The organism is Pseudomonas sp. Marseille-QA0332, assembly GCF_054950175.1.
In genome coordinates, this window is the sequence record NZ_CM143106.1 from 2,894,336 (window position 1) to 2,917,216 (window position 22,881).

Consider the following 22,881-nt stretch of genomic DNA (forward strand, 5'->3'; position numbering starts at 1 on the left):
GTTCACACCTTAGCCACGAGCGGGCGGCCCAGCAGGCCTTGGGGACGGAAGATGAGGATCAGCACCAGCAGCGAGAAGCTGAACACATCCTTGTAGTCGGAATTGATCAGGCCGGAGAACAGCGACTCCGATATGCCCAGCACGATGCCGCCGAGCATGGCGCCCGGCAGCGAGCCGATACCGCCCAGCACCGCCGCGGTGAACGCCTTGATGCCGATGATGAAGCCGGCATAGAAATCGAAGGTGCCGTAGTTCATGGTGATCAGCACGCCGGCCAGCGCCGCCATCACCGCGCCGATGACGAACACGTAGGAAATCACCCGATCGGTGTTGATGCCCAGGATCGAGGCCATCTTGCGATCCTGCTGGGTGGCACGGCACATGCGGCCAAGCTTGGTGTACTTGATCACGTAGGTGAGCAGGCCCATGCCGACGAAAGCGGCGACGAGGATGAAGATCTTGGTATAGGTCAACTGCACGAAGCCGGTGCCGACCTCGACGCGCCAGGCGCCTTCGAGCAGGGTCGGCACTCCTTGCTGGCGGGCGCCCTGGCTGATCTGCGCATAGTTCTGCAGGATCAGCGAGATGCCGATGGCGCTGATCAGCGGCGCCAGGCGGGTGGAGTTGCGCAACGGCTTGTAGGCGATGCGCTCGATGGTGAAGCCATAGACACCAGTGACCACGATGGTGAACAACAGCGTGCCGAGCATCAGCAGCGGAAAGGACTCGATGCCGAACCAGGCCAGCAATGCCAGGCTGATCGCCGCAAGGTAAGCGGAGATCATGTACACCTCGCCGTGCGCGAAGTTGATCATGCCGATGATGCCATAGACCATTGTGTAGCCGATGGCGATCAAGCCATAGACCGACCCGAGGGTCAGCCCATTGACCAGTTGCTGAAGGAAAATACCATCCATAACGCAATCTCACCTGATTGAGACCGCACCAGCGCCAACCGCGCAGGGGCTGGAATGACGCGCCCATGCAGCGCGGAACCGTGCAGATCCACGAATGAAGACGGGTACCGTCGAGCCCGGCCCGAAGCGCTGTCCGGGCCGGCTGGCGTCGTTATTGTTGTTTTTCCAGCTGGTGATACTTGCCGTTGGCGTCCCACTGGTAGACCACGTAGTCCGAGACGGTCAGGTCGCCTTTGTGGTCCCACTTCTTCTCGCCCATGACGGTCTTGACCGGGTTGGCCTTGAGCCACTCGGCGGCATCCTCGCCCTTGTTGGACTTGGCACCGTTGAACGCGGCGGCCAATGCCTGGATCGAGGCGTAGGCATAGAGCGTGTAGCCTTCCGGTTCGGTACCGCCCTTGCGGAACTCCTCGACCACCGCCTTGCTGTCGGGCAGCAGGCGCGGGTCGGCACCGAAGGTCATGTACACGCCGTTGGTGTATTGGGCACCGCCGGCGGTCGCCACCAGTTCGTCGGTGACGATGCCGTCATCGGACATGAACGGCACGTCCTTGAGGCCCTGCTCGCGCAACTGCCGGACCAGGGGGCCGGCTTCGGGATGCAGGCCGCCGAAGTACACGACGTCGGCACCGGCGGCGCGAATCTTGGTCACTACCGCACTGAAGTCCTTTTCGCCACGGGTCAGGCCCTCGTAGAGCACCGGCTTGACGCCACGTTTTTCCAGTTGCGCCTTGGTCGCATCGGCCAGGCCCTGGCCGTAGGTATCCTTGTCATGCAGCACCACCACCTTCTTGCCCTTGAGCACGTCGACGATGTAGTTGCCAGCGACGATCCCTTGCTGGTCGTCGCGGCCGCACATGCGGAACATGCCGGTGAGCCCGCGTTCGGTCACCTGCGGGTTGGTCGAGCCAGGCGTGATGGCGATCACCCCGGCCTCGTCATACACCTCGGATGCCGGGATGGTCGAGGAGGAACAGAAGTGGCCGACCACGCCGGCCACCTTGTCCTGGTCCACCAGCCGGTTGGCCACGGCCACGGCCTGCTTGGGCTCGCAGGCATCGTCGCCTCTGACCAGGACGATCTTTTCCCCATTGACGCCTCCGGCCGCGTTGATCTTGTCCGCCGCGGCCTGGGCACCTTTCATGTATTGCTCGCCGAACGCTGCGTTGGCCCCGGTCATGGGCCCCGCCACGCCGATCTTCAGGTCGGCTTGCACGTATGAAGAGAGACCCAATGCCGAAGCGACGGCAATGGCCAAAAAACCTTTCTTGTAGAACGTCTGCGACATGAGGTGGTGCTCCTAGATTTTTTTTGGTAGGCACTACAACATCGAGCGATCAGCTGTGAGCAAGCGGCGTGCCATTCGTTTTGTCTTCCGGGAAAACACTTTTCAGCCAAGGCTCTCGGCTGCCAGGCAACTGCGTGCCACCACGCTTGCGACCGATGGCTTCGCGACTGGCGCAACTCCCGTTCCGCTGAGGGCGCAACCACTGGAAGCCATCATTGCAACCTGGGTAGTGCCATCATTACGCAGGCGTGTAACGGCCAACGTCACCGATATGCACATCGCCAGTGCACGCCTGCTACGCAAGGCACTGTTTCAAGGCTAGCTGCTGCCCGGAAAAGCGGCAGGGTTTCTGCAGCTACCGCAGCGACGACATCAAAGGCGCGGGCCAACCGACTGATCGGGGTTTTTTGCTCATCGTGGCGCAAAAGGCTGGCACAATGTCTGCAACTACCGCGCGCTCGTGCCCATCGCCTAGCGCCGCCGACCTTGGAGCCCCTCAATGAGCGAGAGCGCATTTGCCGAGCGCATCGTGCATAACCTGCTCGACACCGACTTCTACAAGCTGACCATGATGCAGGCCGTCCTGCACAACTACCCCGATGCCGACGTCGAGTGGGAATTCCGTTGCCGCAATGGCGAGGACTTGCGTCCATACCTTGGCGACATCCGTCATCAGCTCGAGCTGCTCGGCGAACTCACCCTGGATGACGGACAGTTGCCGTTTCTCGAGCGAATCAGTTTCCTCAAGCCGGACTTCCTGCGCTTTCTCGGCCTGTTCCGCTTCAACCTGCGCTATGTGCGCATCGGTATCGAGAACGACCAGCTGTTCCTGCGCCTGCGCGGCCCGTGGCTCCATGTGATCCTGTTCGAGGTGCCGCTGCTGGCGATCATCAGCGAAGTGCGCAACCGTCACCTGCATCCGGCCATGCGCCTGAGCGAAGCCCGCGAGCAGCTGTATCGCAAGTTCGAATGGCTGCGCGCCAACGCCAGCGACGAAGAGCTCGATGCCCTGCAGGTCGCCGATTTCGGCACCCGTCGGCGTTTCTCCAGCCGGGTGCAGGAAGAGATAGTGACCGTGCTGCGCGATGATTTCCCGGCGCGCTTCGTCGGCACCAGCAACGTCGACCTGGCCTGGAAGCTCGACATCAAGCCATTGGGCACCATGGCCCATGAATGGATCATGGCGCACCAGCAATTGGGGCCACGGCTGATCGACAGCCAGATCGCCGCACTGGACTGCTGGGTTCGCGAATACCGTGGCCTGCTCGGCATCGCCCTGACCGATTGCATCACCATGGACGCCTTCCTCGGCGACTTCGACCTGTACTTCGCCAAGCTGTTCGACGGCCTGCGCCATGACTCGGGCGATCCGGTCGCCTGGGCCGAGAAGGCCATCGCCCATTACCGCAAGCTCGGCATCGACCCGATGACCAAGACCCTGGTCTTTTCCGATGGCCTGAACTTGCCGCGATCCCTGGCGATCTTCCGTGCGTTGCGTGGTCGTATCAATGTCAGCTTCGGCATCGGCACCAACCTGACCTGCGATATCCCGGGTGTGACGCCCATGAGCATCGTACTCAAGATGACCGACTGCAACGGGTCGCCCGTGGCGAAGATTTCCGACGAGGCGGCCAAGACCCAGTGCCGCGACGCGAACTTCGTCACCTACCTGCGTCATGTGTTCAAAGTCCCCAACAAGGAGTAGCCCATGCAAGCCGTCCAGCGCGAAATTGCCCAGCAACTGAAGGTGCAGCCCCCGTTCGCCGACGACGCCGCCCTCGATCGCGAGATCGCCCGACGGGTGACGTTCATCAAGCAGCGCCTGGCCGATGCCAGGCTCAAGACACTGGTGCTGGGGATCAGCGGCGGCGTCGACTCGCTGGCCGCCGCGCTGCTGGCCCAGCGCGCGATCAACGAACTGCGCGACGAAACCGGCGACGCGGCCTATCGTTTCATCGGGGTGCGCCTGCCCTACCATGTGCAGCATGACGAAAAGGATGCCCAGGCCTGCCTGGATGTGATCAAGGCCGACGAGGTCCAGACGATCGACATCGCGCCGGCGGTCAAGGGCCTGGTGGCCGAGACCAAGGTACTTGCCGATGGCTCGCCGGGCCTGGTCGATTTCGTGACCGGCAACGTCAAGGCGCGCATGCGCATGATCGCCCAGTACACCATCGCTGGTGCCTGCCAGGGCCTGGTGATCGGTACGGACCATGCGGCCGAGGCGGTGATGGGCTTCTTCACCAAGTTCGGCGATGGTGCCTGTGACCTGGCGCCTCTGAGCGGTCTGGTGAAGAACCAGGTACGTGCCATTGCCCGCCGTCTCGGCGCGCCTGACGCCCTGGTGGAAAAAGTGCCGACCGCCGATCTCGAGGACCTGGCGCCGGGCAAGCCGGACGAGCTGGCCCATGGCGTCACCTACCGCGACATCGACGCCTTCCTGCATGGCGAGCCGGTCAGCCAGGAAGCCTTCGACACCATCGTGGCTACCTATCGCAAGACCCAGCACAAGCGCGAACTGCCTTTCGCGCCATGAAATGCGACGCGGGGCAAGCCGGGATACCGGCTTGCCCCGCGTTCGTCGCAACCATCGGTCACTTGACGATGACCTTGCCCTTCATCATCGCGACGTGGCCAGGGAAGGTGCAGAAGAAGCTGTAGTCACCGCCGGCTTCGAGCCTGGACAGGTCCAGCGTGATGCTGTCCTGCTTCTCCGCAGCGCCAATCAGCTTGGTATGGGCGATGATCCGCGGATCGTCCGCCTTCAGGTATTCCTTGTCCAGGCCCTGACCCATGCCTTCGGTGGCAATTGCCTGCATGTCCGCGGTCTTGCTGATGACCAGGTTGTGGCCCATGACATTCTTCGGCAGGTTGCCGGAATGGGTCAGCGTGACGGTGAACGCCTTGCAGCTCTTGTCGACCGTGAATTCCTTGGTGGTATAGGTCATCTGGTCGGTGGAGTCGACAGTCACCGCGCATTCGGCGGCGAACAGGGAGGTACTGGCGAGCGTCAGCAGGGATACCGCAACGGCTTTTGCGAACATCGTGAATCTCCTTGGCAGGGTTTTCTTGTCCATCGCAAGACTGCCCGAAAGCAACGACTGCCGTCTGACCCAGGTCAAGCATGCACAGTCGGGCAGTTGAAGTGTTCTATGGGGCGCATGCAGATAATCTTGCGGCACATCATGCACTTTTATCGGACCATCGAACAATCGATCATTTAGGAGTAATTGCGATGTCCCTTGGTAGCTTGATGCGCGGCCTGCTGGCTGCCTACGCTTGTGGCGCCAGTGGCGCGGCCGTGTGCGAATTCGCTCGACCTGAGTGATGCTTCGCTGGAGTGAAAGGGTGTCGACCCTTATCCTGTGCGGGCCTTTCAGTGGAGAAGAACAATGCCCGTACGTTCCGTCTGTGTCTTTTGTGGCGCCAGCATTGGCGCCAATCCGCTCTACCGCGAAGCAGCCATCGCCCTGGGCCAGGCCATTGCCCGTCGTGGCCTGACCCTGGTCTACGGTGGTGGCGCGGTCGGCCTGATGGGGATCGTCGCCGATGCGGCCCTGGCTGCTGGTGGCGAAGTCATCGGGATCATCCCGCAAAGTCTCAAGGATGCCGAGATAGGCCATGCCGGCCTGACCCGCCTGGAGGTGGTGGACGGCATGCACGCGCGCAAGGCGCGCATGGCAGCGCTGAGCGACGCTTTCATCGCGCTGCCTGGCGGGCTCGGCACGCTCGAAGAGCTGTTCGAAGTCTGGACCTGGGGCCAGCTGGGCTACCACGCCAAGCCGCTGGGGCTGCTGGACGTGAACGGCTTCTACACGAAACTCGGCAGCTTTCTCGACCACATCGTCGACGAAGGCTTCGTCCGTGCGCAGCATCGCGCCATGCTGCTGCTGGGCGACCAGGCGGACCAACTGCTGGACGCGATGGAGCGGTTCGAGGCGCCAGTGGCGCCGAAATGGGTCCAGACCAATCCGGGTTGAGGAAGGCAAACCATACGAATATCCCTGCAAGCTCGTTCAGGACGCCGTCGCTTACCCGATCCCGAGGCCGCTGCGCCCTATCGTGACCGGTCCGGCGCCTCGACGGCGAGCCGCTTCACCAGCACCGATGGCGCTACCAGGGTAACGCCACAGGGGCCTGGGGAACCTGCGCAAGACATCGTCCCGGCCCAACCCTCGATCAGCGCGGCAGGACTGGCTGGCGCTGCTTGCGGTTAGCCTTGCCGCCCTTGGCCGCCTCCTTGCGTTCCTTGGCCGCCTTCTGGTTGCGCGCGAAAGCCTCGGCCTTGGCCTGTTCACGCTTGTCCCATGGCTTGCTGCCGTCACTGGCGCGTGGCGGCAGGCCGTTGTGCTGAGTGAGGATCTTCTGCTCCTTGCCCACCTTGTGGCTGCCCGAGGGCGTCGAGTTCTTGCGTCGCGCGCTCTGGTAGCTGTCTGTCTGGGGCTGGTGCAGCGGGACCAGCTGGTGTTTGCCCGGCCCGATCAGGTCGCTTCGCCCCATGCGTTCCAGGGCTTCGCGCAGCATCGGCCAACCCTTGGGATCGTGATAGCGCAGGAATGCCTTGTGCAGGCGTCGCTGCGCCTCGCTCTTGACGATTTCCACGCCTTCGCTCTTGTAGGTGACCTTGCGCAGCGGGTTCTTGCCCGAATGGTACATGGCGGTAGCCGATGCCATGGGCGAGGGGTAGAACGCCTGCACCTGGTCGGCGCGGAAGCCGTTGCCCTTGAGCCAGAGCGCCAGGTTCATCATGTCTTCGTCGGTCGTGCCTGGATGCGCGGCGATGAAGTACGGAATCAGGTACTGCTCCTTGCCCGCTTCTTTCGAGAACTTCTCGAACATGCGCTTGAAGCGGTCATAGGTGCCAATGCCCGGCTTCATCATCTTGTCCAGCGGACCACGCTCGGTATGCTCCGGGGCGATCTTCAGGTAGCCACCGACGTGATGGGTCACCAGCTCCTTGACGTACTCGGGCGATTCGACAGCCAAGTCATAACGCAGGCCCGAGGCGATCAGGATCTTCTTTACGCCCGGCAGCGCACGGGCCTTGCGGTACAGCGAGATCAGCGAGCTGTGGTCGGTATCGAGGTTCTCGCAGATGCCTGGGAACACACAGGACGGCTTGCGGCAATGCTTCTCGATGTCGTGACTCTTGCACGCGATGCGGTACATGTTGGCCGTCGGCCCGCCGAGGTCCGACACCACGCCGGTGAAGCCCGGCACCTTGTCGCGCATCTCTTCGATCTCGCGCAGGATCGAGTCGTGCGAGCGGTTCTGGATGATCCGCCCTTCGTGCTCGGTGATCGAGCAGAAGGTGCATCCACCGAAACAGCCACGCATGATGTTCACCGAGAAACGGATCATCTCGTAGGCCGGGATACGCGCCTTGCCATAGGCCGGATGCGGCACGCGTGCATAGGGCATGCCGAACACATAGTCCATTTCCTCGGTGCTCATGGGAATCGGCGGCGGGTTGAACCAGACATCTGCTTCGCCGTGCTTCTGCACCAGCGCACGAGCGTTACCGGGGTTGGTTTCCAGGTGCAGCACGCGGTTGGCATGGGCATACAGCACCGGGTCATTGCGCACCTTTTCGAACGAGGGCAGGCGGATGACCGTCTTTTCACGCGTCATGCGCGGGCTTTCCAGGATCTGCACCACCTTGGCTTCGTTCGGGTCCTGCACTTCGCCCTTGGCTTGCTCGATGGCGCAGGCTTGCATGTCCTGGGTATTGACGTACGGGTTGATGATCTTGTCGACCTTGCCCGGACGGTCGATGCGCGTGGAGTCGATCTCGTACCAGCCGTCGGGCGTATCGCGTCGTACCAAGGCGGTGCCGCGCACATCGGTGATGTCCTCGATCTTCTCGCCGAAGGCCAGTCGCTGGGCCACTTCGACCACTGCGCGCTCGGCGTTGCCGAACAGCAGGATATCGGCACAGGCGTCGATCAGAATCGAATGACGAACCTTGTCCTGCCAGTAGTCGTAATGGGCGATGCGGCGCAGCGAAGCCTCGATGCCACCGAGCACGATCGGCACATGCTTGTAGGCTTCCTTGCAGCGCTGGCTGTATACCAGGCTGGCCCGGTCCGGGCGCATGCCGGCCATCCCGCCAGGGGTGTAGGCATCGTCGGAGCGGATCTTCTTGTCCGCCGTGTAGCGGTTGATCATCGAATCCATGTTGCCGGCCGCGACACCGAAGAACAGGTTCGGCTCGCCGAGCTTCATGAAGTCGTCCTTCGACTGCCAGTTCGGCTGGGCAATGATCCCCACCCGAAAGCCCTGCGCTTCCAGCAGGCGGCCAATGATCGCCATGCCGAAGGATGGATGGTCGACGTAGGCGTCGCCGGTCACGATGATGATGTCGCAGGAGTCCCAGCCCAGCTGATCCATCTCCTCCCTGCTCATCGGCAGGAACGGCGCCGGGCCGAAGCATTCGGCCCAGTACTTGGGATAGTCGTAGAGAGGCTTGGCTGCTTGCATGTCAATGACCGGTGTTGGTGTGCAGGGAAATCGCGGGCGCGGAATATAGCACAAATTTTGATCACATCCGACCATCATGGTCGGATTTACCCACACCAGGTCTTTGTCATCCATGCGAGGCTGCGCTGCTTCCGCTGCTTGAAATGCGCAGCGCTCAAGCTAGGGATTGGCTACGAAACGGACGAACGGATCACTCATCGTCATCGAAGTTGTAGCTACCCGGCGCCAGGTTCTCGAACCGCGTGTACTTGCCGATGAACGCCAGGCGTACGAAGCCGATCGGGCCGTTACGCTGTTTGCCGATGATGATTTCGGCAATGCCCTTGTGCTCGGTCTCCGGGTGATATACCTCGTCGCGGTAGACGAACATGATCACGTCGGCATCCTGCTCGATCGCTCCGGACTCACGAAGGTCCGAGTTGACCGGACGTTTGTTGGGGCGCTGCTCCAGCGAACGGTTGAGCTGCGACAGGGCGACGACCGGACAGTTGAATTCCTTGGCCAGGGCCTTGAGCGAGCGGGAGATCTCCGAAATCTCGTTGGTGCGGTTGTCGCCGGCCGAACCGGGAATCTGCATCAGCTGCAGGTAGTCGACCATGATCAGCCCGATCTCGCCGTGCTCGCGCGCCAGGCGGCGGGTACGCGCGCGCATTTCCGACGGGCTGATTCCGGCGGTGTCGTCGATGAACAGCTTGCGATCGTTGAGCAGGTTGACCGCCGAGGTGAGGCGCGGCCAGTCATCGTCGTCGAGCTGACCGGAACGGACCTTGGTCTGGTCGATACGCCCGAGCGACGAAAGCATACGCATGATCAGCGACTCGCCTGGCATCTCCAGCGAGAACACCAGTACGGCCTTGTCGCTGCGCAACACGGCATTTTCCACCAGGTTCATGGCGAAGGTGGTCTTGCCCATCGACGGACGCCCGGCAACGATGATCAGGTCGGAAGGTTGCAGCCCGCTGGTCTTCTCGTCCAGGTCGGTATAGCCGGTGGACACCCCGGTAAGATCGCTATCGGAGTTGAACAAGGTGTCGATACGGTCGATGGCCTTGGTCAGCAGCTCGTTGACGCCCACGGGGCCACCGGTCTTGGGCCGGGCTTCGGCGATCTGGAAGATCTGTCGCTCGGCGTCGTCGAGGATTTCCTCGGCATTGCGCCCCTGCGGATTGAAGGCATTGTCGGCGATGTCGTTGCTGATGCTGATCAACTGTCGCAGCGTCGCCCGCTCGCGGATGATCTGCGCGTAGGCCTTGATGTTGGCCACCGACGGAGTGTTCTTGGCCAGCTCGCCCAGGTAGCCGAGGCCGCCAACCTGCGATGACAGACCCTCCTTGTCTAGCTGCTCGTGCAGCGTGACCACGTCGAACGGCTGGTTCTGGTCCGCCAGCTTGTGAATGGCGCGGAAGATCAGGCGATGGTCATGACGGTAGAAATCGCCGTCCGAGACCTGGTCCAGCACTCGCTCCCAGGCATTGTTGTCCAGCATCAGGCCACCGAGCACGGCCTGTTCGGCCTCGATGGAATGCGGCGGCACCTTGAGCGCTGCGGTTTGCAGGTCCAGCTGTTCGGAGTTGGAGATCTCGTTCATGTCCACTGGAAAATCTGGGTGGTGAAAAAGACAAAGGGCACGACCTGCGATGCAGGAGCGTGCCCGATGTTAACCGGCTGGCACGCGGGGAGCCAGCCGATCGGTACAGCTTAGGCGGCGACGACGACCACGCGAACGGTGGCTTCGACGTCGCTGTGCAGGTGCACGGCAACGTCGTATTCGCCGACGTTACGGATGGTGCCGTTCGGCAGACGAACCTCGGCCTTGGCCACTTCCACGCCGGAGGCGGTCAGGGCGTCAGCGATGTCGTGGGTGCCGATCGAACCGAACAGCTTGCCTTCATCGCCAGCGGTGGCGGTGATGGTCACTTCCAGCTCGGCCAGTTGGGCAGCGCGGCTTTCAGCCGAGGCCTTGCGGTCGGCAGCAGCTTTTTCCAGCTCGGCGCGACGCTCTTCGAACGCAGCCAGGTTGGCAGCGTTGGCAGCGACGGCCTTGCCGAAAGGCAGCAGGAAGTTACGGCCGTAGCCGGCTTTTACTTTGACTTTATCGCCCAGGTTGCCCAGGTTGGCGACTTTTTCCAGCAGGATCAGTTCCATTTGGTAAAACCTCTTAACTTTTAACCTTCACCGTTCGCGGAACCGTCACCCTTGGAGGGAGACGTGCGACCGCGAAAATCAATCAGGCTGTCGACAATGGCCAAGACCACGAGCAACGGATAGGTCAGCTGCATGAACAGCACCAGCGTTACGTACATCCCGATCAGCCAGAACCTGGCCAGTCGTTTGCGCGCCACCAGCCCATGCAGCAGGGCGATGCCTGCGAACAGGAGCGGCACACTGCACAGCGGCGTGAGCAGTGCCAGGCCTGAACCGAAGCTGGGCCCGAACAACATGCACGCCAGCAGTATCAGTGCTGGCACCAGGGGGATCCGCGCCGCCTGAAACTCACGCGCGAAACCACCCGGGTTGTACAACGCGGCCTGCCAGTACCGCCCCAGCATCAGGGTCAGTACGGTGACGATCTGCAGGGCCGCCGCGAACAGGCCGACGAGCACCGGTACGATCAGCGTTCCCAGACGGCCTTGCTCCTCTACCGAAAGATTCTGGTAGAGACCGTCGAGCATCTGCGGCAGGACTTTTTCAAGTGCTCGCGCCAGAGCTTCGATCGGTTCGCGGAACACCGAACCCAGGATCACACCGTACAACAGGCCCAGGGCGACGCTGTACAACAGCACCCGGCTCCAGGAATGGCCGGCGCGCAGCAGCGCAGCCAGCCCCAGCGTTCCCAGCAGCACCATCAAGGTGCGCGGTTCGCCGAAGACCCACCAGGCCAGCGCGGGCAGCAATGCCCAGGCGACGACCGAGGAGGCGTCCTTGAAACCGCGCCGCAGGAACACCAGGCTCCCGGCGGCGGCACTCAACCAGAACAACAGCGGCAGCGCCGCACAACCGACCACCACCACAGTGGCCTGCACGCGACCGCGCATGATGAAATCAGCCAACGCTCGCATGCTCTATCCCTTGCTACCTGTCGATCGCCCGGTCTCAGCGGCCGTGGCTGTCGGTGTAGGGCAGCAGGGCCAGGAAGCGGGCGCGCTTGATAGCGGTAGCCAGCTGACGCTGATAACGAGCCTTGGTACCGGTGATACGGCTCGGAACGATCTTGCCGGTTTCGGATACGTAAGCTTTCAGGGTGTTGAGATCTTTGTAGTCGATCTCTTTCACGTCTTCGGCGGTGAAGCGGCAGAATTTACGACGACGGAAGAAACGTGCCATGTAATGGGCTCCTCAAAAAGGTCCGTGGATTACTCGTCAGCGTTATCGCTGTTGTCGCTGTCATTGCTGTCGTCGCCTTCGGCGGACTCGGCATGCTCAGGACGCTCGCGACGCTCACGGCGCTCGCTGCGGTTCTCTTCGGCCTTGAGCATCTCGGACTGACCGGTGACGGCTTCGTCGCGACGGATGATCAGGTTACGGATCACGGCATCGTTGTAGCGGAAGTTGTCTTCCAGCTCGGCCAGGGCCTTGCCGGTGCACTCGACGTTCAGCATCACGTAGTGAGCCTTGTGAACGTTGTTGATCGCGTAGGCCAGCTGACGACGGCCCCAGTCTTCCAGGCGGTGGATCTTGCCACCATCTTCTTCGATCAGCTTGGTGTAGCGCTCGACCATGCCGCCGACTTGCTCGCTCTGGTCAGGGTGGACCAGGAAGATGATTTCGTAATGACGCATGAATGCTCCTTACGGGTTAGTAGTCTGCCAGCGACCTGGTCAGACAAGGAGTGAATGACACTGTATGTCTCGCCAAGAGAAAGGCACATGCGCACCTGCCTGCGGGCAAGGGGCGCAATTGTAGAGAAGGCACGACGGACAAGCAAGGTGATTGGCGATTATTTGAACAGCGATGGTGACTTCGGGGAGCACTCCACCATACAGTTGCAAGCAAGCTGCAAGCGGTGGCGGGCTCCCCTGGCAACCCGTCAGGGCTTGGCCTGGCGCTGGCGCACGGCCTCGAACAGGCATACGCCGGTGGCGACGGACACATTCAGACTGCTGACGCTGCCGGCCATCGGCAACTTCACCAGGAAATCGCAATGGTCGCGGGTAAGCCGGCGCATGCCCTTGCCTTCTGCGCCCATGATCATCACCAGCGGGCCGGTCAGGTCCTGCTGGTAGATCTGCTGCTCGGCTTCGCCTGCCGTCCCGACCACCCACAGACCGCGCTGCTGGAGCTTCTCCAGGGTACGGGCCAGGTTGGTCACGGCCACCAGGGGAATGACTTCCGCGGCGCCGCAGGCGACCTTGCGCACCACTGGAGTCAAGGTCGCCGACTTGTCCTTGGGGATCACCACGGCGGTGACGCCGGCCGCGTCAGCGGTGCGCAGGCAGGCGCCGAGGTTGTGCGGGTCGGTGACGCCGTCGAGCACCAGGATCAACGGCGCCCGCTCGCTGCGCTCGAGCAGTTCCTCGAGCATCGCCTCGCCCCAGACCTGGCTGGGACTGACCTCGGCCACCACGCCCTGGTGCACGCCCTCGACCCAGGCATCCAGTTCGCGGCGCTCGGCCTGCCCGACCGGCACACGGTTCTCGGCGGCCAGTTCGAGCAATCGCTGCAGGCGTGGTTCGCTACGCCCCTCGGACAGCCAGATCTGTTTGACCCGCCGTGGATGATGGTCGAGCAGTGCCTGCACGGCATGTACGCCGTAGATCTTTTCCAGCTGACTCATGACTTGCTCTTGCCTTTGCGTGGCGCGCTCGATTTCGAGGGTCCCTTGCGATGCTTGGTGGGCTTGCCGGTCGACTTGCCGGACTTGTCCGCCTTGCCGCCGCCATGGCTACCGCGCGCCTCGCCCATGAGCGCTTTCTTCATTTCCCGGCTCTTGCGCACTTCGGCGTTGCGTTGCACCGCATCGCGGGCGAAATAGGCTTCGGCGCTTTCACCCTTGCGCGCGCGCGCGGCCGCCTTAGGTTTGGCAGCGGCCTTGCCTTGCGTTTCGTCGGCGGCCAGGGTTGCGGGCTTCGCCGCGCCGGTGCGCGCCTTGCGTCCGACCGAGGCCGCCAGCGTGCTTTCGGCGACCTCGAAATCGATCTTGCGTTCGTCCAGGTTCACGCGCATGACCTTGACGTCCACCGTGTCGCCCAGACGGAAACTGCGGCCGCTACGCTCGCCGGACAAGCGATGATGGAGCGGATCGAAGTGATAGTAGTCGCCCGGCAAGGCGCTGACATGCACCAGGCCTTCCACATAGATGTCGGTCAGCTCGACGAAGATGCCGAAGCCGGTCACCGCGGTGATCACGCCAGGGAAGGTCTCGCCGACGCGATCTTTCATGTACTCGCACTTGAGCCAGTTGACCACGTCGCGGGTCGCCTCGTCGGCGCGACGCTCGGTCAGCGAGCACTGCTCGCCCAGCTGGTCGAGGGTGTTCTCGTCGTATGGATAGATACGCGCCTTGGGAATGCTCGGGGCACCGGCACGCTTGACGTGCGGCGTCTCGACCTTCGAGCGGATCACGCTGCGGATGGCCCGGTGCACGAGCAGGTCCGGATAGCGACGGATCGGCGAGGTGAAGTGGGTATAGGCTTCGTAGTTCAGGCCGAAGTGGCCATTGTTGTCGACGCTATAGACCGCCTGGCTCAGCGAGCGCAGCATCACGGTCTGGATCAGGTGGAAATCCGGACGATCGGCGATGTTGGCCAGCAGGGCCTGGTAGTCCTTCGGCGAAGGCTCCTTGCCCTTGTGCAGTGACAGGCCGAGCTCGCCGAGAAAGGCGCGGAGCTTTTCCAGGCGCTCCGGCGGCGGGCCGTCATGCACCCGATACAGCGCCGGTACGCCATGTTTTTGCAGGAACTCGGCGGTGGCCACGTTGGCCGCAAGCATGCATTCCTCGATGAGCTTGTGGGCATCGTTGCGCACGGTCGGGCGGATCTCCGCGATCTTGCGCTCGGCGCCAAAGATGATGCGGGTTTCCTGGGTTTCGAAATCGATCGCGCCGCGGGTGTGGCGAGCCGCGACCAAGGCCTTGTACAGGGTGTACAGGTGCTTGAGGTCGGGCAACACCTCGCTGTACTCCTGGCGCAGGGCCTTGCCTTCGCGAGTACGGGCGTGCTCGAGCATGCTGCTGACCTTGTTGTAGGTCAGCCGCGCGTGGGAGTGGATGACCGCCTCGTAGAACTGGTAGTCGACCATCTGTCCGGCCTTGTTGATGGTCATCTCGCAGACCATGGCCAGGCGATCGACATGCGGGTTCAGCGAGCACAGCCCGTTGGACAGCTCCTCCGGCAGCATCGGCACCACCCGCTCGGGGAAATACACCGAGTTGCCACGCTGCTGGGCCTCGACGTCGAGCGCCGAGCCCAGGCGCACGTAGCTGGAGACATCGGCGATCGCCACGTACAGGCGCCAGCCGCCAGAGAACAGCCGCAGCTTGCCCAGGGGCTCGCAGTAGACGGCGTCGTCGAAGTCGCGAGCGTCCTCGCCATCGATGGTGACGAACGGCAGGTGGCGCAAATCGATGCGCTTTTCCTTGTCCTTTTCCTCGACTTCGGAGCGGAACTTGCGCGCTTCCTTGGTCACCGCCTCGGGCCAGACGTGCGGAATGTCGTAGCTGCGCAGGGCGACGTCGATTTCCATCCCCGGCGCCATGTAGTTGCCGATCACTTCCACCACATCGCCTTGCGGCTGGAAGCGAGGCGTCGGCCAGTGGGTGATCTTGATCTCGACGAACTGGCCGACCCGGGCACCGCCATTGCGACCGGCGGTCACCAGCACTTCCTGCTGGATCTTCGGATTGTCCGGGGTGACATAGCCGATGCCGCCTTCCTCGAAGTAGCGCCCCACCACGCTTTCATGCGCGCGGGAAATCACCTCGACCAGCGCGCCCTCGCGGCGACCGCGACGATCGACGCCGGACACCCGCGCCAAGGCGCGATCGCCATCGAACACCAGGCGCATCTGCGTCGGGCTGAGGAACAGGTCTTCGCTGCCATCATCGGGGATGAGGAACCCGAAGCCATCGCGATGGCCGGAAACCCGGCCACAGATCAGGTCCAGCTTGTCCACCGGGGCATAGGTGCCGCGCCGGGTGTAGATCAGCTGGCCATCGCGCTCCATGGCGCGCAGGCGGCGGCGCAGGGCTTCGATCTGGTCTTCTTCATGAAGGCCGAATTCGCTGGCCAGCTGCTCGCGCGCGGCCGGCTCGCCGCGATCGGCAAGGTGTTGCAGGATCAGCTCTCGGCTGGGGATGGGATTCTCGTATTTTTCCGCTTCTCGGGCGGCCTCGGGATCGAGGGATTGCCAATCGGCCATCAGGAGGGGTTCACCTTGGTGTATATAGGGAGAGAGTTTGGCATAGACGTATTGAAACCGGAAATTTCGGTGTTGGACAGCCCCGCCGCGAGCCTGGAAAGCGGCTGACATGCCATTGAAATCAACAGGTTGAGGTTTTTGATATTTTTTTCGATCCAGGGCTTTACAGGCATCAGGCACGTCCGTATAGTGCGCACCACGACGACGGACACCCGACGTTGTAGTTGAGAATGGCAACGATGTAAAGCACCCCGTGCTCTTGCATGAAAGCGATCTCGATGATGTGCCCAGGTGGCGGAATTGGTAGACGCGCTGGTTTCAGGTATCAGTGACTTAACGGTCGTGGAAGTTCGAGTCTTCTCCTGGGCACCAAGATTTCAAAGTGATAGATAACAGATTCGTCTGTCACTGTGTAGCATCAGCTGTCGCGCTCGAACGCTACAGACTGAAGATTTAAAGATTTGCCCAGGTGGCGGAATTGGTAGACGCGCTGGTTTCAGGTATCAGTGACTTAACGGTCGTGGAAGTTCGAGTCTTCTCCTGGGCACCATACAAAAACCCACTAGCTTGCTAGTGGGTTTTTTCTTGCTCGTGATTCAGCCCAGACGGCCAAGCCTGTCTCGCTTCACGCTGGCCATGCCTTTGACGCAGGCGAGCCGCGCGCCGTCCTGGCGTCACTGTGTCACTTCAGTCATGAATTTTTCGCCATTCGGCCACTTGAGAAACGATTTCGTTTACCATTGTTTCCAAATATGTAGCCGTAAGCGAGGAAGTACCCGCATGACGATCCGTCCGCAAGCGCTGATGCGCACCTTGGCCGCCGCCGTCCTGAGCCTGGTTGTCGGCGCTCCGGCCGCCATGGCAGACGAACCGGTCACGTTGACCATGTACAACGGCCAGCACAAGGAAATCGGCGAGGCCATCGCCAAGGCCTACGAGGCCAAGACTGGCATCCATATCGATATCCGCAAGGGCAGCAGCAACCAGCTGGCCAGCCAGATCATCGAGGAAGGTGACCGCTCGCCAGCCGATATCATCTACACCGAGGAATCGCCGCCTTTGAACAACCTCGGCGAGCTGGGACTGCTGGCGAAGATCGATGATGCCACGCTGGACATGCTGCCCAAGGAATATGTCGCCGCCAATGGCACCTGGATGGGCGTGACCGCGCGAACCCGTGTAGTGGTGTTCAACCCCAAGAAGATCGATGAAAGCGAGCTGCCCAAGTCGGTGATGGATTTCGCCAATCCCGAGTGGGATGGCCGCGTCGGCTTCGTTCCGACCAGCGGTGCCTTTCAGGAACAGGCCGTGGCCATCCTGAAGCTGCACGGGCGCGAGGCTGCCGAGGACTGGCTGACCGGCCTGAAAGCCTTCGGCAAAACCTATACCAACAACATGGTCGCGCTCAAGGCCGTGGAAAAAGGCGAAGTCGCCGCGGTACTGGTGAACAACTACTACTGGTATGCCCTCAAGCGCGAGCGCGGCCAGCTCGATTCGAAACTCTACTACCTGGCCGATGGCGATGCGGGCGGCCTGGTGACCATTTCCGGCGCGGCGGCGGTCAAGGCCAGCAAGCATCCGAAGGAAGCGCAGGCGCTGCTGCACTGGATGGCTAGCGAGGAAGGCCAGCGGGTCATCACCCAGACCACGGCCGAGTATCCGCTGCACAAGGGCATGGTTTCCGACCAGGGCCTGAAACCGTTCGAAGAACTGCGTCCGCCGAAGATCACCCCGGCCGACCTGGGCAACGCCGAGGAAGCCCTGGAGCTTGAACGCGAGGTCGGTCTGCTCTGATGACTGCCGCCCTGCCCGAGCCAGCCCTGGTTCGCTACGTACCTCGCCGCCGACGGCCCTCCATCTGGGTGGTGCTACCGGTGTTGTTGCTGGTAGCGATGAGCTTGCTGCCATTGTTGTATGTCGCGCTCAAGACCTGGGAAGCCGGTTGGCGCGAAGCCTTGCACCTGTTATGGCGCCCCTTCGTCTGGGGCTTGCTGCGCAATACCTTGCTGCTGATGGCAGGCGTCACGGCAGCCTGCCTGGCGATCGGCCTGGCCCTGGCCTGGCTGCTGGAGCGCAGCGACATGCCAGGGCGACGCCTGTGGGGCGTGGTGCTGTGCTTGCCATTCGCCATGCCTTCGTTCGTCAGCAGCTTTACCTGGGTTTCCCTGAGCGCGGACTTCGAGGGTCTGGGCGGGGCGATCCTGGTGATGACACTATCCAAGTACCCGCTGGTATTCCTGCCGGTAGCCGCCACCTTGCGCAACCTCGACACCTCTCTGGAGGAGTCGGCACGAACCCTGGGCTGCAGCCGCTGGGGCGTGTTCATCAAGATCACCCTGCCGCTGCTATGGCCGGCCATGCTCGGCGGCGCACTGCTGATCGCCCTGCACATGCTGGTGGAATTCGGCGCACTGTCGATCCTTGGCCTGCAAACCTTTACCACGGCGATCTACCAGCAATTCGAGCTGGAGTTCAGCAACGCCAACGCAGCCATGCTTTCGGCGGTACTTCTGGCGCTGTGCTTGGTGATGCTCTGGCTCGAATTGCGGGTGCGCGGCAAGTCGCGGCATGTGCGCATCGGCCAGGGAGTGGCACGGCGCGCGCAACCAGTGAAGCTGCGCGGCTGGATGCCCGCCGGGCAGCTGCTGTGCATCGGCCTTGCGCTGCTGGGCAGCGGGATTCCGCTGGCGATGCTCGGCTACTGGCTGAGCATCGGCTCGTCGGCAGCCTTCCCGATCGCCGAGATCGGCAAGGCCTTGCTCACCTCGCTCTCGGTCTCCCTTGGCGGAGCCGGCTTCTGCGTACTGTTGGCACTGCCGATCAGCTTCCTGGTGGTGCGCTACAAAGGTCGCCTGGCGATCTGGGCCGAGCGCCTGCCTTACCTGCTGCATGCCCTGCCCGGCCTGGTCATTGCGCTGACCTTGGTATTCTTCGCCCTGCACTATGTGCCATTGCTCTACCAGACCACCGCGCTGCTGATCCTGGCTTATGCGCTGCTGTTCCTGCCACTGGCCCAGGCACCGGTGCGCACGGCCTTGAACAAGGCCTCGCCGACTCTGGAAGAGGCAGCGCGAACGCTCGGCGCCAGCAGCTTCGCGGCATTTTGCCGGGTCACCTTGCCGATCATCTTCCCGGCCCTGGCGGCGGCGTTCGCGCTGGTATTCCTCGATGCCATGAAGGAGCTCACCGCCACCTTGCTGCTCAGTCCGACCGGCATGACGACCCTGGCAACCGAAGTCTGGGCACACACCGCCAATGTCGAGTTCGCCGCCGCGGCGCCCTATGCGGCATTGCTGGTGCTGGTCTCGGGGCTGCCGGTCTATCTGCTGACCACGCGCATGTACCTGAACAAGGCCTGAGCATTGCCTGCGAGCGCAGCCCGGCAAACCACTGCCTGGCTGCGCTCGCAGAGCCTAGCGGGTTCCATTCCCTCCTCGCTCAAGCCTTGAACTGGCCCAGGCTCCCCCGCAACTGTACCGCCAGGTCATCGAGCACCTTGCTGCTGGCCGACGTCTGTCTCACGATCTCGGCCGAGCGCTGCGCCTGGGCATGGATGGTCTGCACGCGTCCGCGCACCGCCTGGGCACCTTGGGACTGTTGCTCGGCGGCCTGGGTGGCCAGCCCGATCGCGGTGTGTACCTGCTCCACCGCCGCCTGCATCGCATGCTGGCGGCGTTGATTGTCACGCAGTACCAGCAACCCTTGGCCGGCCTGCTGTCCGGCTTGACCAATGGAAGCGACCGCCTCGCGGGCACCACGCTGCAAGGCCGCGATGTGTGCCTGGATATCGCCGGTGGAGCGCTGGGTCTTGCTGGCAAGCGCCCGGACCTCATCGGCTACCACGGCGAAGCCACGCCCACTGTCGCCGGCGCGTGCCGCTTCGATCGCGGCATTGAGCGCCAGCAGGTTGGTCTGCTCGGCGATGCCGTGAATCACCGTCAGTACCATCTCGATCTGCTCGCTCTGCCTGGCCAGTCGCTCGATCACTGCCGAGCCGGTTTCGACCTGCCCTGCCAAGCTCTCGATCAGGTTGGCGAGCTGAGCAGAGACCTGGCTGTTTTCATCGCAAGCCATACGAATATCCGCGACCTGCCGCAGGGCCGCCTGCATGGCATGGCTTTCGGCCTGAGCTTCATCGGCCATGCTCGACAGATCCTGCAGGCTGGCGGCCACCGCATCACGCTGCAAGGCGGCCGCCGCATCGGCCCCGGCGCTGCGCTGGGCCATGGCATCGATCTCCACCCCGGTACGCTGTGCCACTTCCCCCGCCTCGCGCACGATGGGCTGCAGCTTGGCGACGAAGCGATTGACCGCCGAAGCCATGTCGCCGATCTCGTCGCGGCTGTCGAGCGGGACTCGCCGGGTCAGGTCACCTTCGCCAGCGGCCAGGTCATCCAGCGCAGTGATCAGCAGGCGCAACTTGCTGACCACACGACGCCCCAGCACTACCGCCACGACCAGCAGCACGACCAGACCGATCAGCACCAGCCCCACGCCCAGCCGCCAGCGCAGCGCCGTGGTGGCTTCATGCACGGTCTGCTCGGCGCTTGCCTGCATCGCATTGGCCGTGCCTTGCGCGGTTTCCAGGCGTGCCTGCAAAGCCTTGCCACTGTCGGCCGCGGCGCCGCCCAGGCTGTCGCCGACCAGTTGCCCGGCGCTGCCGATCAACGCAGCGAAGCGCTCGTCCAGCGCCTTGAGCTCCTGATCCACGCCAGCCGTCGAGACGCCCATGAGCACTTTGCCGATTTCGACCCCGTTGGGACTGATTGGCGCCTCGACCAGGTACACCGATGCGTCCTTGCGCGCTGCATCCAGCACCCTGTCCAACGTTCGCTCACCCTCGCCGTTCTGTATCAGGGCCTGGTTGATCGGATTCTGTCGGTTGAGATAGCGAGTCAGATGCTGCCCCTGGGCGTCGTCATAGATGACGAAAAGCACGTTGGGGTTGCGCTGGGCACGTCGGGCGAACTCGGAAAGCATCGGTACGTCGCTGTCCCAGATGGCCCGCGGCGCGACCGAGGCTAGCAACTCGGCCATGTCGTTGGCTGAATCCTTGAGATGCTTCTCGAGGGTGGCCCGCAACTGCTGCTGTTCGCTCTGCAGTCGATTGGAAAGCCCGCTGCCGAGCCGTTGACGAGTACTGGCCGACAGGCCGTCGAGCCCAGAGCGAACCTCGTGCCCGGCCTGCTCGAGCTCACTGGCCAACTGGCGCGTGTCGTTTCCCAGGCGCTGTCCCAGATCGGCTTCGAGCGCGGTGACCGTGCTCCGGGTCAGCGCAAGGGCCACCAGGACCTGCGCCACAAAAGCGATACCCAATGCTACAAACACAGGCCGCAACAGGCGGCTTCGTAACAACGAAAGGATGGCTGACACGGCAAGGCCCTCGGGTTCCTGGCGCCACTATTTTGATGGCATCTGCAGAACGTTTGTACAGCAAGGGTCATGCCGTACGCAGCAGGTATACAGGCCACAAGGGCGACTTTTCCGCGACCGACAAAAAGCCGCGGCCCTTTCGGGCGCGCGGCTTTTGCCAAGCGAACGAGGATCAGGCGAACGGATGACGCAGAACGATGGTCTCGTTGCGGTCCGGGCCCGTGGAGATGATGTCGATCGGTGCGCCGACCAGCTCCTCGATGCGCTTGATGTAGGCGCGTGCGGCGGCCGGCAGCGCCTCGAGGGTCTTGGCGCCCAGGGTCGACTCACTCCAGCCCGGCATGTCCTCGTATACCGGCTCCAGGCCGATGTAGCTATCGGCATCGGTCGGTGCATCGATGACCGCACCCTGTGCGTTCTTGTAGCCAACGCAGACGCGGATGGTTTCCAGGCCGTCGAGCACATCGAGCTTGGTCAGGCAGATGCCCGAAATGCTGTTGACGTCGATGGCGCGACGCAGGATGACGGCGTCGAACCATCCGCAGCGACGAGCGCGGCCCGTGGTGGAACCGAATTCATGGCCACGCTTGGCGAGGGTGGCACCGGTCTCGTCGAACAGCTCAGTCGGGAACGGACCGGAGCCGACGCGCGTGGTGTAGGCCTTGGTGATGCCAAGGATGTAGTCCAAGTACATCGGGCCAACGCCGGAGCCGGTGGAGATACCGCCGGCCGTGGTATTGGAGCTGGTGACGAACGGATAGGTACCGTGGTCGATGTCCAGCAGCGAGCCCTGGGCACCTTCGAACATGATGTCCTTGCCAGCGCGACGCAGGTTGTGCAGCTCGGCGGTGACATCCAGCATCATCGGCTTGAGCTGCTCGGCATAGGCCATGCACTCGTCCAGGGTCTGCTGGAAGTCGATGGCCGGTTCCTTGTAGTAATTGACCAGCTGGAAGTTGTGATAGTCCAGCAGCTCGCCGAGCTTGGCAGCGAAACGCTCACGGTGGAACAGGTCGCCGACACGCAGGCCGCGACGAGCGACCTTGTCTTCGTAGGCCGGGCCGATGCCACGGCCGGTGGTGCCGATCTTGGCTTCGCCACGCGCCTTCTCACGGGCCTGATCGAGCGCCACGTGATAGGACAGGATCAGCGGAGCGGCCGGGCTGATGCGCAGACGCTCGCGCACCGGTACGCCCTTCTCCTCCAGCTTGGTGATTTCACGCATCAAGGCATCCGGCGCGACCACGACGCCGTTGCCGATCAGGCATTGCACGCCTTCGCGCAGGATGCCCGAGGGAATCAGGTGCAACACGGTCTTCTCACCGTTGATCACCAGGGTGTGGCCAGCGTTGTGGCCACCTTGGTAGCGCACCACGGCGGCAGCATGTTCGGTCAGCAGGTCGACGATCTTGCCCTTGCCCTCATCACCCCACTGGGTGCCCAGGACGACGACGTTCTTACCCATGA

At 62.8% G+C, this 22,881-nt stretch carries 18 protein-coding genes, 2 tRNA genes and 1 pseudogene; 7 read left to right on the plus strand and 14 right to left on the minus strand.

Features of this window, described 5'->3' with window-relative positions:
* Positions 1 to 2 precede the first annotated feature (2 nt).
* Positions 3 to 917, minus strand: a complete 915-nt coding sequence (locus tag ACY8GK_RS13460) for an ABC transporter permease subunit (protein WP_196176043.1) — start codon at positions 915 to 917, stop codon at positions 3 to 5.
* Positions 918 to 1,068: 151 nt separating this feature from the next.
* Entirely contained in the window at positions 1,069 to 2,205 is a 1,137-nt protein-coding gene (locus tag ACY8GK_RS13465) for a branched-chain amino acid ABC transporter substrate-binding protein (protein ID WP_196176042.1), read from the minus strand.
* 499 nt (positions 2,206 to 2,704) lie between these two features.
* Here ACY8GK_RS13465 and pncB point away from each other — a divergent pair, with 499 nt between their 5' ends.
* On the plus strand, positions 2,705 to 3,910 hold the full coding sequence (pncB, locus tag ACY8GK_RS13470) for a nicotinate phosphoribosyltransferase (RefSeq protein ID WP_462401437.1): 1,206 nt from the start codon (positions 2,705 to 2,707) through the stop codon (positions 3,908 to 3,910).
* 3 nt (positions 3,911 to 3,913) lie between these two features.
* Positions 3,914 to 4,741: an ammonia-dependent NAD(+) synthetase gene (gene nadE / locus ACY8GK_RS13475; protein ID WP_196176037.1), complete on the plus strand. Its 828-nt coding sequence runs from the start codon at positions 3,914 to 3,916 to the stop codon at positions 4,739 to 4,741.
* Between the two features lie 58 nt (positions 4,742 to 4,799).
* Here nadE and azu read toward each other — a convergent pair whose 3' ends face one another.
* Entirely contained in the window at positions 4,800 to 5,249 is a 450-nt protein-coding gene (gene azu / locus ACY8GK_RS13480) for an azurin (RefSeq protein ID WP_462401438.1), read from the minus strand.
* 348 nt (positions 5,250 to 5,597) lie between these two features.
* Between azu and ACY8GK_RS13485 the strand changes: the two genes are divergently transcribed.
* On the plus strand, positions 5,598 to 6,185 hold the full coding sequence (locus tag ACY8GK_RS13485) for an LOG family protein (protein ID WP_196176033.1): 588 nt from the start codon (positions 5,598 to 5,600) through the stop codon (positions 6,183 to 6,185).
* Between the two features lie 199 nt (positions 6,186 to 6,384).
* Here the strand turns inward: ACY8GK_RS13485 and ACY8GK_RS13490 are convergent, their stop codons facing one another.
* The 8 genes from ACY8GK_RS13490 to rnr all read right to left on the minus strand — a co-directional run bounded on the left by ACY8GK_RS13490 (position 6,385) and on the right by rnr (position 16,041).
* Positions 6,385 to 8,685, minus strand: a complete 2,301-nt coding sequence (locus ACY8GK_RS13490) for a YgiQ family radical SAM protein (RefSeq protein WP_462401439.1) — start codon at positions 8,683 to 8,685, stop codon at positions 6,385 to 6,387.
* A gap of 190 nt (positions 8,686 to 8,875) precedes the next feature.
* The gene (gene dnaB, locus ACY8GK_RS13495) at positions 8,876 to 10,273 is read right to left on the minus strand and encodes a replicative DNA helicase (protein WP_196176029.1); all 1,398 of its coding nucleotides are present in this window, start codon (positions 10,271 to 10,273) and stop codon (positions 8,876 to 8,878) included.
* Between the two features lie 110 nt (positions 10,274 to 10,383).
* Positions 10,384 to 10,830 carry a 50S ribosomal protein L9 gene (rplI, locus tag ACY8GK_RS13500; protein WP_196176027.1) on the minus strand — a complete coding sequence of 149 codons (447 nt, stop codon included), beginning with the start codon at positions 10,828 to 10,830 and terminating at the stop codon, positions 10,384 to 10,386.
* A gap of 20 nt (positions 10,831 to 10,850) precedes the next feature.
* Positions 10,851 to 11,744, minus strand: coding sequence for a YybS family protein (locus ACY8GK_RS13505; protein ID WP_196176025.1), 894 nt, complete (start codon positions 11,742 to 11,744; stop codon positions 10,851 to 10,853).
* 34 nt (positions 11,745 to 11,778) lie between these two features.
* Positions 11,779 to 12,009, minus strand: a complete 231-nt coding sequence (gene rpsR / locus ACY8GK_RS13510; RefSeq protein WP_009403887.1) for a 30S ribosomal protein S18 — start codon at positions 12,007 to 12,009, stop codon at positions 11,779 to 11,781.
* A 29-nt stretch (positions 12,010 to 12,038) separates the two neighbouring features.
* Positions 12,039 to 12,464 (minus strand): 30S ribosomal protein S6, encoded by a 426-nt coding sequence (gene rpsF, locus ACY8GK_RS13515; RefSeq protein ID WP_196176024.1) that lies wholly within the window; start codon positions 12,462 to 12,464, stop codon positions 12,039 to 12,041.
* 248 nt (positions 12,465 to 12,712) lie between these two features.
* Positions 12,713 to 13,459 (minus strand): 23S rRNA (guanosine(2251)-2'-O)-methyltransferase RlmB, encoded by a 747-nt coding sequence (gene rlmB / locus ACY8GK_RS13520; protein ID WP_196176022.1) that lies wholly within the window; start codon positions 13,457 to 13,459, stop codon positions 12,713 to 12,715.
* Complete coding sequence (gene rnr / locus ACY8GK_RS13525) at positions 13,456 to 16,041, minus strand: ribonuclease R (RefSeq protein ID WP_462401440.1); 2,586 nt, start codon at positions 16,039 to 16,041, stop codon at positions 13,456 to 13,458. Before rnr ends, rlmB begins: the two co-directional genes overlap by 4 nt.
* Positions 16,042 to 16,326: 285 nt before the next feature.
* Between rnr and ACY8GK_RS13530 the strand changes: the two genes are divergently transcribed.
* From ACY8GK_RS13530 to ACY8GK_RS13545, 4 genes are all read left to right on the plus strand, one after another.
* Positions 16,327 to 16,413 (plus strand) — tRNA-Leu (locus ACY8GK_RS13530).
* Between the two features lie 91 nt (positions 16,414 to 16,504).
* A tRNA-Leu gene (locus tag ACY8GK_RS13535) sits at positions 16,505 to 16,591 on the plus strand.
* A gap of 230 nt (positions 16,592 to 16,821) precedes the next feature.
* A complete protein-coding gene (locus tag ACY8GK_RS13540) occupies positions 16,822 to 17,835 on the plus strand; it encodes an extracellular solute-binding protein (RefSeq protein ID WP_462401441.1) in 1,014 nt (337 codons plus the stop codon).
* Positions 17,835 to 19,400, plus strand: coding sequence for an ABC transporter permease (locus ACY8GK_RS13545; RefSeq protein ID WP_196176016.1), 1,566 nt, complete (start codon positions 17,835 to 17,837; stop codon positions 19,398 to 19,400). Before ACY8GK_RS13540 ends, ACY8GK_RS13545 begins: the two co-directional genes overlap by 1 nt.
* Positions 19,401 to 19,479: 79 nt before the next feature.
* On the opposite strand, the gene ACY8GK_RS13550 is transcribed toward ACY8GK_RS13545, so the two are convergent.
* The 3 genes and pseudogenes from ACY8GK_RS13550 to ACY8GK_RS13560 all read right to left on the minus strand — a co-directional run bounded on the left by ACY8GK_RS13550 (position 19,480) and on the right by ACY8GK_RS13560 (position 22,879).
* Positions 19,480 to 20,364: a methyl-accepting chemotaxis protein gene (locus ACY8GK_RS13550; protein WP_462403022.1), complete on the minus strand. Its 885-nt coding sequence runs from the start codon at positions 20,362 to 20,364 to the stop codon at positions 19,480 to 19,482.
* Positions 20,365 to 20,385: 21 nt separating this feature from the next.
* Positions 20,386 to 21,078 (minus strand): annotated as a pseudogene (locus tag ACY8GK_RS13555) (methyl-accepting chemotaxis protein); the annotation flags it as partial.
* 508 nt (positions 21,079 to 21,586) lie between these two features.
* Entirely contained in the window at positions 21,587 to 22,879 is a 1,293-nt protein-coding gene (locus ACY8GK_RS13560; RefSeq protein WP_196176012.1) for an adenylosuccinate synthase, read from the minus strand.
* Positions 22,880 to 22,881 lie beyond the last annotated feature (2 nt).